Source organism: Streptomyces sp. NPDC001796 (assembly GCF_042892355.1).
Classification (GTDB): Bacteria; Actinomycetota; Actinomycetes; order Streptomycetales; family Streptomycetaceae; genus Streptomyces.
Window position 1 is genome coordinate 592621 of the sequence record NZ_JBIAUC010000001.1, and the last position, 12214, is coordinate 604834.

Here is a 12214-nt window from a genome sequence, read left to right on the forward strand (position 1 = left end):
GGGGGTTCGTCAGCGGAAGGAGAGCGACCGGTCGTGGGGTCCCATCGCCGCCTTGCACCGTCCGGCATGCGCCAGGGCGCCAGTGCCGCGGAGTCCAACCGAGCCCTGAAGAGGGCAGCCGCCGTACTGTCCGCCGCAGCGGCGGCCGCGGCGACACTGGGCGCCGTACCGGCGAACGCCGCGCCACGCGACACCCGGGCCACCGTGGACCGGCTGTACCGGGAGGCGGAGCAGGCCACCGAGGCCTACAACAAGGCCGGGGAACGCGCCGACGCGCTGCGCCGGGACGTCGGCCGGGCACAGGACAGCGTCGCCCGGCAGCAGGACCGCGTCAACAGCATGCGGGACGCGCTCGGTGCGCTCGCCGGGGTCCAGTACCGCTCCGGCGGACTCGCCTCCTCCCTCGCGCTGCTGCTGTCGGACGACCCCGGCGAGTACCTCGACAAGGCGGCCGTGCTGGACCGGATGGGCGCCCGCCAGGCCGGTCAGCTCAAGGAACTCCAGGCAGCGCTGCGCCGGTTGGCCCGGGAACGCGCGGTCGTGGCCGGTGAGCTCGCCCAGTTGGAGAAGAGCCGTGAGGCGGTCGCGCAGCACAAGAAGGCCGTGGAGCGGAAACTCGTCGCGGCACAGCGGCTGCTGAACTCCCTGCCGTCCGAGGAGCGCACCGCCTACCAGCGGGCCTCCCGCTCCGCCGGCGAGATGCCCGGCCTCGCCCCCGCCGCGGCGCCCGACTCCCGCGCGGCGGCGGCCGTCGCCGCTGCCCGCTCGGCGCTCGGCCGCCCGTATGTGTGGGGCGCCAACGGGCCGGGCGGCTTCGACTGTTCGGGCCTCATGCAGTGGGCGTACGCGCGGGCGGGCGTCGGACTGCCGCGCACCTCGCAGGAGCAGCGCTACGCCGGCCGCCAGGTGCCGCTGTCCCAGGCCCAGCCCGGAGACCTGGTCGTCTACCGCTCCGACGCCAGCCATGTGGCGATGTACGTCGGCAACGGCCAGGTCATCCACGCACCCCACCCGGGTGCGGCGGTGCGCTACGACCCGGTCGGCATGATGCCGATCGCCTCGGTCACCAGGCCCTGAAGGCACCGGTCCGCGGCCGAAACCGGCGCGCGAGCGGCGCACGGGCGCCGCGTACGATCGGACGGTGGCTGATCGTGGGCGTGCGTCGGGGATCGTGGCCTGCTGTGTCCTGCTGCTGGCGGGGCTCGTCGGCTGCGGCGGCGCCGTCCCCGCCGGGAACGGGACGGCCGCCGTGCGGCAGCTGCTCGACCGGCGGGCGACGGCTGTCCTGGACGGCGACCGCTCGGCGTTCCTCGCGACCCAGACCCGCACCGCAGGCGCCGCCGGGTTCGACAACCTGCGCGCCGTGCCGCTGGCCGCCTGGTCGTACCGGCTCACCGCCGTTCACCTGACCGGTGACCGCGCCACCGCCGACGCCGAACTGCGCTACCGCGTCAGGGGATACGACCGGGCGCCGGTCACCGCCGCCCGGTCACTGCGGCTGGCCCGCACCGGCGGACGCTGGTACGTCAGCTCCGACGAGCCCGCGCGGAAGGCCGCCCGGCAACTGTGGGACCAGGGGGCCGTCGAGGCGGTCCGCGGCGCGCACAGCCTCGTCCTCGGCGTCGGGCAACCCCGGCAGGCGCTGCGGGAGTACGCGCGCCTCGCGGACCGGGCGGTGCCCGCCGTCACCGAGGCGTGGGGGACCGGCTGGCCGGGCCGGGTCGTGGTGCTCGTACCGAAGTCGCTGGAGGGCATGGCGGCGCTGCTCGGCGCGCCGGCGTCCGGGTACCGGGGGATAGCCGCGGTCACCACCGGCGAGGTCGGCGGGAGCGGGGCGGCGCCCGCGGACCGGATCACCGTCAACCCGGACGCCTACGCCGTCCTCGGCGACCTCGGCAAACAGGTCGTCCTCACCCACGAGACCACTCATGTCGCCACCCGCCGCCACACCACGGCGGCCACACCCCTGTGGCTCTCCGAGGGGTACGCCGACTGGGTCGGCTACCGCCGCACCGGCCGGACCCCCGCCCAGGTGGCACCCGAACTCCAGCGCGCCGTCGGGCTCGGCACCGCCCCGACCACGCTGCCGCGGGACTCCGACTTCGCCTTCTCCGGGGACGCGGGCAAACTGGCGCAGGCCTACGAAAGCGGCTGGATGGCCTGCCGGATGATCGCCGACCGCTGGGGCGAGGCCCGGCTGAACGACTTCTACCGGGCGGTCGGCGACCACGGGAAGCGTGAGGGATCTCTCGAGACGGCCCTCACAAGGGTGCTCGGCACGACCCAGGAGAAGTTCACGCAGCAGTGGCGGGCGTATCTGAGGTCCCAACTCCACTGAGGCCGGGGTCGGTCCGGTCCGGCAGCGAGCAGGGGACGTCGCTCAGGAGCGCGTCAGCGTCTCCTGGGTGCGGGCGGTCTGAGGCGGCACGGTCGCGGTCGGGTGGGAGACCGTGGTGCGCCACAGGGCCCTGGCCGCGGTCAGCGCGGCGAGCAGCAGCAGGCCGTTGCGCGCGGCGAGGAGGGTGACGCCCAGCCGGTCGCTCGCCACCACGTTCGCGAAGTACACCGGGAACTCCAGGACCGTGGCGAGGCAGGCGGCCAGGACCAGCCCGGTGGGCAGGAGCATCCGGCTGCCGGGGAAGCACAGGCAGACGGCCGCGAGCCCGACCAGCCAGACCATGTACTGCGGGCTGATCACCCGGCTGGTGAGCGTGAACAGCAGCACCGCCACGAAGGCCGCGTCCGCGAGCGTGTGCGGCGGCAGGCGGCGCGCGCTCACCCGCCACAGCAGCAGCCAGCCGAACGCGATCACGGTCAGGAAGAGGGCCGCCGCGCTGACCCAGTCGACGTAGGGGCCGAGGAACTCCACCGAGCCGTAGTTGAGCATCACCCGGCCCTCCCAGCCGTGGTGCCGGACCACGTGGAACACCAGCGAGCCCAGCGATTCCACTTCGGTGCCGCGGTCGCGCTGGGCGGTCAGGAAGGAGAAGGCGCCGGGCGTCGCCACGGTGAACAGCAGGGCGAGAGCGCCCGCCGTCGCCACCGCCGAGACCCAGGCCCGGCGCCTGCCGGCGCCCACCAGCAGCAGCGCCGGCCACACCTTCAGCAGCGCGCCGAACGCCGCGAGCGCTCCCATCACCCGCGGGCGGCGCATCCCGGCCAGCAGCGCGGCGACCGCCACGGCCGTCACCATCAGGTCGTAGCGGGCGTACACCGTCGGGCCGAGCAGCGGAACCCCGACCACCCACACCCAGGCGCCGCGCACGGACTTGCCGCCCCTAAGGCCCGCGTACAGCAGAAGACCGAAACCCGCCAGGTCGGCGACGCAGGCGAGCACGAAGAACGCCTGCGTGTACTGCAGGAAGGGCAGCAGCGCGGGGGACAGGATCGCGAGCGCCGCGGCGGGCGGATACTGCCAGGTGACGTCGCCCTGGGGGAACCTGCCGGTGCGCAGGGTCTCGTACCAGCCCTGGTAGATCACCGAGACGTCGCTGGTGACGTCCGGTCCGGGGAAGACCCAGACCTTGAAGACGAAGAGCAGCAGGACGAGTCTGGTCAGCAACCAGGTGGCGAGCAGCAGCCAGATTGGAATGCGCCGTGCGCCCGCCATGTACACCTTCAGTTCCCTGTCCTCACGCGTCGGGTACCGCTGTGGCCGAGGGGCCATGATCTCGCGTCGAGCCGGGCGGGGGGCGCCAAACGCGGCCGTACGGCGCTGTGAGTACGGTCGCACAACCGGTTCGGTACTGTCGACGACGATGGACAAGACCCTCATCGTGACCAACGATTTTCCGCCGCGGCCCGGCGGTATCCAGGCGTTCCTGCACAACATGGCGCTCCGCCTGGACCCCGACCGGCTGGTGGTCTACGCCTCCACCTGGAAGCGCGGCCGGGAGGGCGCCGAGGCGACGGCCGCCTTCGACGCCGAGCAGCCCTTCACCGTCGTACGGGACCGGACGACGATGCTGCTGCCGACGCCGGCCGCGACCCGGCGGGCCGTGGGGCTGCTGCGGGAGCACGGCTGCACCTCGGTGTGGTTCGGGGCGGCGGCGCCGCTCGGCCTGATGGCCCCGGCGCTGCGGCGCGCCGGGGCTCGGCGGCTGGTCGCCACCACGCACGGCCACGAGGCGGGCTGGGCCCAACTGCCCGCCGCACGCACGCTGTTGCGTCGCATCGGTGAGTCCACGGACACGATCACCTACCTCGGCGAGTACACGCGCTCCCGCATCGCCACCGCGCTCACCCCTCAGGCGGCGGGGCGGATGGTGCAGCTGCCGCCGGGCGTCGACGAGAAGACCTTCCACCCCGGCTCGGGCGGCGACGAGGTCCGCGCCCGCCTGGGCCTCACGGACCGCCCGGTGGTGGTCTGCGTCTCCCGCCTGGTCCCGCGCAAGGGCCAGGACACCCTGATCCGGGCGCTGCCGCACATCCTCGCCAAGGAGCCGGAGACGGTCCTGCTGATCGTCGGGGGCGGGCCCTACGAGAGGGACCTGCGCAGGCTCGCCCAGGACACCGGGGTCGCCGACGCGGTCCTCTTCACCGGCGCCGTGCCCTGGTCCCAACTGCCCGCGCACTACGGGGCGGGCGACGTCTTTGCCATGCCGTGCCGCACCCGCAGGGGCGGCCTGGACGTGGAGGGCCTCGGCATCGTCTACCTGGAGGCCTCCGCGACGGGCCTGCCGGTGGTGGCCGGCGACTCGGGCGGCGCCCCGGACGCGGTCCTGGACGGCGAGACGGGATGGGTGGTGCGGGGCGGCTCGGAGGAGGAGACGGCGGACCGCATCACCACCCTCCTGGGAGACCCGGAGCTGCGACGCAGGATGGGGGAGCGGGGCAGGCGGTGGGTCGAGGAGCGGTGGCGCTGGGACTTGCTGGCGGAGAGGCTCCGGGAACTTCTGTAAGAGGGCTGGGCGCGCCCCTTCAGGGGCGCGGGGCTGTATCGATATGCGGCTCCGCCGCGTGGGCGCGATCAGCCACAATCCACCCGCAGTCGCCGGGCAGGAACACGGGGCACCCCGGATGGCGGCAAAAACCGACAAACCCCTAGCCGGAAGGCAAGCCTCCGCCGATGCTGCGCCCATGACACCAAACCTGACGCGTCGTCAGATACTGGGCTTCGCAGCCCTGCAGACGGCAGCCACCCTAGGGTTCACCCGCATCAACCTGAAGTCGGCCCAAGCCGCAGAGCCCGACGCCGTCGAATCCTCCCCGGCCATAGTCGTCGGCTCCGGTTACGGCGGCGCCGTAGCCGCCCTCCGCCTCGGCCAGGCCGGCATCCGCACCCTCGTCCTCGAGATGGGCCGCCTGTGGAACACCCCCGGCCCCGACGGCACGGTGTTCTGTTCCACCAGCGCCCCGGACCGCAGGTCCATGTGGTTCCGCACCCGCACCGAGGCCCCGCTCGACACCTTCCTCTGGCTGGACGTCGTCAACCGGGACATCAGCCCCTACCCCGGCGTCCTCGACCGTGTGCACTTCGACGCCATGTCCGTGTACGTGGGCCGCGGCGTCGGCGGCGGCTCCCTCGTCAACGGCGGCATGGCGGTCACACCCGTCCAGTCGTACTTCAGCGAGCAGTTCCCCACCGTCGACGCCGCCGAGATGTACGGCACCTACTTCCCGCGCGCCCGCGCCATGCTCGGGGTCAACACGATCGACCCCGCCTGGTTCGAGTCGACCGAGTGGTACCGGTTCGCCCGCACCTCCCGGAAGGCCGCCGCGAACGCCGGCCTGAGGACCACCTTCGTGCCCAACGTCTACGACTTCACCTACATGCGGCGCGAGGCGGACGGCACCGCCACCAGGTCCGCACTGGCCGGCGAGGTCATCTACGGCAACAACCACGGCAAACGCAGCCTCGACAGGACCTACCTCGCCTCCGCGCTCGGCACCGGCAATGTGACCATCAACACCCTGGAGCGGGTCAGGGAGATCCGAAGAGCCGCCGACGGCACCTTCGTACTGACCGCCGACCGGATCGACGTGACCGGCGCGGTCGTCGAGACCAAGCAGTACGGGTGCACGTACCTCTTCCTCGCGGCCGGCAGCATCGGCACCACCGAACTCCTGGTCCGCGCACGGGAGACGGGCACCCTGCCCGCGCTCGACGCGAGCGTCGGCACCGGCTGGGGCCCCAACGGCAACGTGATGCTCGGCCGCGCCAACCACGTCTGGGACACGGTCGGTGCCGACGAGTCCACCATCCCCGTGCTGGGCATCGACGACTGGGCCAACGCCGACAATCCCGTTTTCGCCGAGATTGCCCCGCTGCCGACGGGGCTTGAGCACTGGGTCAGCCTCTATCTGGCGATCACCAAGAACCCCCAGCGGGCCGCGTTCTCCTACGACCCCTCGACCGACGGCGTGAAACTCGGCTGGACCGCCGCGCAGAGCGCCGTCTCGGTGAGCATGGCCAAGAAGCTCTTCGACCGGATCAACACCGCCAACTCGACCATCTACCGGTACGACCTCTTCGGCTCCGGCAGCAAGGTCTTCGCCGACGACTTCACCTACCACCCGCTCGGCGGCTGCGTCCTCGGCAGGGCGACGGACGACCACGGCCGGGTGAAGGGCTGCTCCAGGCTGTACGTCACCGACGGCTCCCTGGTGCCCGGCAACCTCGGCGTGAACCCGTTCCTCACCATCACCGCGCTCGCGGAACGCACCATGGCGCGGGTCCTCGCCGAGGACACCGCGCCATGACGTGAGATGCGGGAGAGGGCCTGACTACTTCCGGTACAGGGCCTCGATCTCCTCCGCGTAGTCCCTCGCCACCACGTTCCGCTTGAGCTTCAGGGACGGCGTGAGGTGGCCCGACTCCTCGGTGAACTGGGAGGGGAGAATGCGGAACTTCCGCACCGATTCCGCCTTCGACACCGCGGCGTTGCCGTCGTCGACCGCGTCCTGGACCGCGGCGAGCAGATCCGGGTCGTCACACAGCGACGCCGCGGTGGAACCCGCCGGCTTGCCGTGCTCGGCCGCCCAGCGGCCCAGGAACTCCTCGTCGATCGTGATCAGCGCACCCACGAACGGACGCCCGTCGCCCACCACCATGCACTCCGCGACCAGCGCGTGCGCCCGGATACGGTCCTCGATCACGGCCGGGGCCACGTTCTTGCCGCCCGCGGTGACGATGATCTCCTTCTTGCGGCCGGTGATCCTGAGGTAGCCGTCCTCGTCGAGGGTGCCGATGTCACCGGTGTGGAACCAGCCGTCGGCCAGCGCCTCCGCGGTCGCGGCCTCGTTGTTCCAGTAGCCCTTGAACAGGTGCTCGCCGTGCAGCAGCACCTCGCCGTCGTCCGCGATACGGATCACGGAACCCGGCAGCGGCTGGCCGACCGTACCGATCTTCTGCCGGTCCCACGGGTTGAACGCCGTCGCCGCACAGGACTCGGTCAGGCCGTAGCCCTCCAGGACCGTGAAGCCGATGCCGCGGAAGAAGTGGCCGAGGCGCTCGCCCAACGGGGCGCCGCCCGAGATGGCGTACTCGCCGCGGCCGCCCAGCACCGCGCGCAGCTTGCTGTAGACGAGCTTGTCGAACGCCTTGTGCTTGATCTTCAGGCCGAGGGACGGACCGGACGGCGAGTCCAGCGCCTTGCTGTAGGCGATCGCCGCGTCCGCCGCCTTGTCGAAGATCTTCCCCTTGCCGTCCGCCTGCGCCTTGGCGCGCGCCGAGTTGTAGACCTTCTCGAACACGCGCGGCACGCCGAGGACCAGCGTCGGCCGGAACGCGGCCAGTTCGTCCGTGAGGTTCTTGATGTCCGGGACACAGCCCAGCTTGATCGGCGCCATCATCGGCGCGATCTGCACCAGACGCCCGAAGACGTGCGCGAGCGGCAGGAAGAGCAGCACCGAGCACTCGCCGGTACGGAACAGGGGGCGCAGCCGCTCCACGACGTTCCCGCACTCGGCGAAGAAGTTGCGGTGGGTCAGTACACAGCCCTTGGGGCGCCCGGTGGTGCCGCTGGTGTAGACGATCGTCGCCGGATCGTCGGCCTTGGCGAGGGAGCTGCGCTCCTCGACCGCCGTGTCGCTGACGTCCCGGCCGACACGGCCCAGCTCCTCCACGGCCCCGGCCTCGATCTGCCAGACGTGCTTGAGCGCGGGCAGCTTCTCGCGCACCGTGTCGACGGCCGCGGCGTGCGCGTCCTGCTCCACGATGCAGGCGGTCGCACCCGAGTCGCTGAGGATCCACTGCACCTGCTCCGGCGAGCTGGTCTCGTACACCGGCACGGTGACCCCGCCCGCGCTCCAGATCGCGAAGTCCAGCAGCGTCCATTCGTAGCGGGTCCGCGACATGAGGCCCACCCGGTCGCCCGGCTGCACTCCGGAGGCGATCAGGCCCTTCGCCGCGGCCTGCACCTCGGCGAGGAAGGCGGCGGCGGTGACGTCCTGCCAGGCGCCCGCCACCTTGCGGGCGATGACGGCGACGTCCGGATGTTGCGCGGCGTTTCTGCGGACGATGTCGGTCAGGTTTCCGTCCGCAGGGACCTCGTACAAAGCCGGAAGGCTGAACTCGCGCAAGACTGCTGCTCCTCACAGGGCGCCGACGCCACGACTCTGTGTGCTGCGACGGTGTGGTCCAAGGCTCGGTCAGGTGCTCAGGATTCCTCCGGGATTCACTGGTTGAAACCCTGAGCACGACTGGACTGCCCGGACGTTACCCGCCGGTATGGCTTCTCCGACAGGGGGTCCCGACGAGATGTTCCGTGCGTCACACGTGTTGGCGTTCCTCGGCGCACAGTAGTCGAACCCTTGACTTACCGGCCAGTAACCGCAGGTCCTGCCGCCACTGTTCACGTTTGCCCCACAGCCTTACGCTTGATCGTCATGGCACCCACATCGGGCGGTAACACCAGGACGCGTGTCCACGTGGTCAGCGACGTGCACGGCAACGTGCGCGACCTGGCCAAAGCCGGCGAGGGTGCGGACGCCCTGATCTGTCTGGGCGACCTGATCCTCTTCCTCGACTACGCCGACCACTCACGCGGGATATTCGCCGACCTGTTCGGCACGGAGAACGCCCACCGGCTGGTGGAACTGCGCACCGCCCGCCGCTACGAGGAGGCGCGCGCGTTCGGCGCCGGGCTGTGGGCCGGGGTGGGCATGGACCGCGCCGCCGCGATCGAGAAGGCGGTGCGCCGCCAGTACGCCGAGCTGTTCGCCGCGTTCCCCACCCCCACGTACGCCACCTACGGCAATGTCGACCTGCCGCCCCTGTGGCCGGAGTACGCGGGGGACGGCACCCGGGTGCTGGACGGCGAGCGCGTGGAGATCGGCGGCTGGACCTTCGGCTTCGTCGGCGGCGGCCTGCGCACCCCCATGCGCACCCCGTACGAGATCAGCGACGAGGAGTACGCGGCCAAGATCGAGGCGGTGGGGGAGGTGGACGTGCTGTGCACCCACATCCCGCCGGAGGTCCCCGAGCTGGTCTACGACACGGTGGCGCGCCGCTTCGAGCGCGGCAGCCGGGCCCTGCTCGACGCCATCCGCCGCACCCGGCCGCGGTACTCCCTGTTCGGACACGTCCACCAGCCGCTGATGCGCCGGATGCGGATCGGGGCGACGGAGTGCGTGAACGTGGGGCACTTCGCGGGGACCGGGAGGCCCTGGGTACTTCAGTGGTGAGCGGCCCGCGGGGCGGCGCCCGGGCTCTGGGACGGCCCCGCCGGCCCAAGCCCCGGTCGGGTGGTAGCGGCGCCGCGCGTGCGCGGTAGCCTTCACGCTGCACACACGTGCGCACGGCGCACCACCCTCCCTCACCGGACCGCATCTGGAGGAGCCACGGCGATGGCGGAACACACCAGCTCGAGCATCACGATCGAGGCGGCTCCGGCCGACGTCATGCGGGTGATCGCCGACTTCGCGCGCTACCCGGACTGGACGGGCGAGGTGAAGGAGGCGGAGGTCCTCTCCACCGACGAGCAGGGCCGCGCCGAGCAGGTGCGCCTCGTCATGGACGCCGGTGCCATCAAGGACGACCAGACGCTCGCGTACACCTGGACGGGCGACAGCGAGGTCTCCTGGACCCTCGTCAAGTCGCAGATGCTGCGCTCCCTGGACGGCTCGTACCTGCTCAAGCCGGCCGGTGCGGGCGCCACCGAGGTGACCTACCGGCTGACCGTCGACGTCAAGATCCCGATGCTCGGCATGATCAAGCGCAAGGCGGAGAAGGTCATCACCGACCGCGCGCTGGCCGGGCTGAAGAAGCGGGTGGAGTCGGGGGAGAAGTGACGGTCTTCGGGCCGCGGGCGAGGTGACGTGCGGCCGGGGGACAGGTGACGGCCACGGCACGCGCCGGGTGCTGTCGCGTCGCGGCGGTGCCTCTCCGTTACCGTTCACGGTCATGCGCACCATCCTGATCACCGGCCCGGGCGGCTCCGGCCGGACCACCGTCGCCGCGGCCACCGCGCTGAACGCCGCCCGCCGGGGCAGCCGCACCCTCGTGCTCAGCGCCGACCGCACCGACACCCTCGGTGCCGTGCTCGGCGTCCCCACCGGCGCCCGCCCCGTCGAGGCCGCACCCGGCCTCACCGCCTGGCGCCCGGACGCCGCCGCCCGCTTCCGCGACGGCCTCGTGGCCTTCCAGGAGCGCGCGGCCACCGCGCTCGACCTCCTCGGCGCCGCCCCGCTGGACGCGGAGGAGGTCACCCCCCTGCCCGGCGCCGAGGAACTCGCCCTGCTGCGCGCCCTGCGCGACGCCGCGCTCTCCGAGTCCTACGACCTCCTCGTCGTCGACCTGCCGCCCGTTCCGCAGGCGCTCGTCCTCCTCGCCCTACCCGAGGAGCTCCGCCGCTATCTGCGCCGGCTGCTCCCACCTGAGCGGCAGGCCGCGCGCGCCCTGCGCCCCGTCCTCGGCCGGCTCGCGGGTGTGCCGATGCCCGCCGAGTGGCTGTACGAGACCAGCGCCCGCTGGGACGTCGAACTGGCCGCCGTCGAGGCGGTCCTCGCCGACCGCGCCACCAGCGTGTGGCTGGTCGCCGAACCGGGCCCGGCCGCCGCCGACGCGGTCCGTGCCGCCGGCACCGGCCTGGCCCTGCGGACCCTGCGCCCCGAGACCCTGGTCGCCAACCGCGTCCTGCCCGACGGAGGCCACGACGCCTGGCTCGCGCAGCTCGCCGCCCAGCAGCGCAAGACCCTTCAGGAGTGGCAGGGCGCGTACGCCGTGCACGGCGTCCCGCACCTCGGCCACGACCCGCGCGGCGCCGACGACCTCGCCGCGCTCGCGCTCCCGGACGTCAATCCGGCGCCCTCCCCGGCCGAGTGGCCCGTCGAGGACCGGCTCGCCGAGGACGGAGTGCTCGTGTGGCACATTCCGCTGCCCGGCGCGATACGCGAGGAACTGGACCTCGTCCGGCGCGGCGACGAGATCGCGGTGACCGCGGGGCCGTTCCGCCGCATCGTTCCCCTTCCGTCGGCGCTGCGCCGCTGCACCGTGGCGGGGGCGGCGCTGCGTGAGGGCGAGCTGCGCATCCGCTTCGCACCGGACCCGGAGCTGTGGCCGCGCACCTCGTAGGGGCGGTGAGCGGCCCCGGCCTCCTCTGATGAAGCACGTACCCCCGTTCGGGTAACGTCGGTAGTACGAACCGCAGTCAGGAGTCCGCCATGAGCGAAGAGCGCCCCTACCCCGACGCCGCTCAGGAGGAGGCCGAGGAAGTGCGGGTGACCGACGCCGACGCCTGGGCGACAGCTTGCGCCGAGGACCTCGCCGCGGAGAAGGCCCGCCGCCGGGCCCGGTACGGCCCGCCGCCCGGCTCGGCCGCCGAGGAGCTGAAGAAGCTCGTCGACGCCGTCGCGGACAAGCTGTCCGGGCTGCAGGCGCCGCTGCTCGGCGCGGCGGCCTCGGGTACGGCCCAGCAGATGGTCCGCCAGGTCGTGGAGCAGGCCAAGGCGGCGGTGGAGCCGGTCATCGAGCGCAACCCCGACGTGTTCGACCACCTCGCGGCAGCCGGCTCGGAGCTGCTCGCGGCCTACCGCTCCGCGGTCGAGGCCCAGGAGCGGCGCTGGACCAACCGCACGACCGGCGACGTGGACCCCCGCCGACAGGACGGGGACGAGGGCCCCGGCGAGCACATCGACCTCGACTAGGCGGGCGGGGAGAGCCGTCGGAGGCCGGAGAGGCCGGGGTCGGGGAGGGCGCAGGGAGCCGTCCGACACCGACACCCTCACGGCCCCTCGGGTACGGTGGGCCGTAGCGGGGCTCGACCGAAACTGA

Annotated in this window: 10 protein-coding genes; 8 read left to right on the forward strand and 2 right to left on the reverse strand. The window is 72.5% G+C overall.

The genetic code is table 11. The annotated features are described in order from the left end of the window. The first annotated feature begins 33 nt into the window (after positions 1-33). Both ACFYZE_RS02630 and ACFYZE_RS02635 read left to right on the forward strand, forming a co-directional pair. Positions 34-1077 carry an NlpC/P60 family protein gene (locus ACFYZE_RS02630; RefSeq protein ID WP_388987418.1) on the forward strand — a complete coding sequence of 348 codons (1044 nt, stop codon included), beginning with the start codon at positions 34-36 and terminating at the stop codon, positions 1075-1077. Between the two features lie 64 nt (positions 1078-1141). After that, positions 1142-2338, forward strand: coding sequence for a hypothetical protein (locus ACFYZE_RS02635; protein ID WP_388987420.1), 1197 nt, complete (start codon positions 1142-1144; stop codon positions 2336-2338). 42 nt (positions 2339-2380) lie between these two features. Here ACFYZE_RS02635 and ACFYZE_RS02640 read toward each other — a convergent pair whose 3' ends face one another. Next, positions 2381-3610, reverse strand: a complete 1230-nt coding sequence (locus tag ACFYZE_RS02640) for a glycosyltransferase 87 family protein (protein ID WP_388987423.1) — start codon at positions 3608-3610, stop codon at positions 2381-2383. A gap of 148 nt (positions 3611-3758) precedes the next feature. Between ACFYZE_RS02640 and ACFYZE_RS02645 the strand changes: the two genes are divergently transcribed. Both ACFYZE_RS02645 and ACFYZE_RS02650 read left to right on the forward strand, forming a co-directional pair. Further along, positions 3759-4901: a glycosyltransferase family 4 protein gene (locus ACFYZE_RS02645; protein ID WP_388987425.1), complete on the forward strand. Its 1143-nt coding sequence runs from the start codon at positions 3759-3761 to the stop codon at positions 4899-4901. A gap of 178 nt (positions 4902-5079) precedes the next feature. Next, the gene (locus ACFYZE_RS02650; RefSeq protein WP_388987428.1) at positions 5080-6702 is read left to right on the forward strand and encodes a GMC oxidoreductase; all 1623 of its coding nucleotides are present in this window, start codon (positions 5080-5082) and stop codon (positions 6700-6702) included. A 24-nt stretch (positions 6703-6726) separates the two neighbouring features. Here the strand turns inward: ACFYZE_RS02650 and ACFYZE_RS02655 are convergent, their stop codons facing one another. Beyond that, entirely contained in the window at positions 6727-8523 is a 1797-nt protein-coding gene (locus tag ACFYZE_RS02655) for an AMP-dependent synthetase/ligase (RefSeq protein WP_388987431.1), read from the reverse strand. Between the two features lie 306 nt (positions 8524-8829). Between ACFYZE_RS02655 and ACFYZE_RS02660 the strand changes: the two genes are divergently transcribed. The 4 genes from ACFYZE_RS02660 to ACFYZE_RS02675 all read left to right on the forward strand — a co-directional run bounded on the left by ACFYZE_RS02660 (position 8830) and on the right by ACFYZE_RS02675 (position 12087). Continuing rightward, positions 8830-9627 carry a metallophosphoesterase gene (locus tag ACFYZE_RS02660; RefSeq protein ID WP_388987434.1) on the forward strand — a complete coding sequence of 266 codons (798 nt, stop codon included), beginning with the start codon at positions 8830-8832 and terminating at the stop codon, positions 9625-9627. Between the two features lie 162 nt (positions 9628-9789). Beyond that, positions 9790-10233, forward strand: coding sequence for an SRPBCC family protein (locus ACFYZE_RS02665; protein ID WP_200416974.1), 444 nt, complete (start codon positions 9790-9792; stop codon positions 10231-10233). A gap of 112 nt (positions 10234-10345) precedes the next feature. Further along, positions 10346-11515: an ArsA family ATPase gene (locus tag ACFYZE_RS02670; RefSeq protein ID WP_388987437.1), complete on the forward strand. Its 1170-nt coding sequence runs from the start codon at positions 10346-10348 to the stop codon at positions 11513-11515. Between the two features lie 89 nt (positions 11516-11604). Continuing rightward, positions 11605-12087, forward strand: a complete 483-nt coding sequence (locus ACFYZE_RS02675; RefSeq protein ID WP_388987439.1) for a DUF5304 domain-containing protein — start codon at positions 11605-11607, stop codon at positions 12085-12087. Positions 12088-12214: the final 127 nt, after the last annotated feature.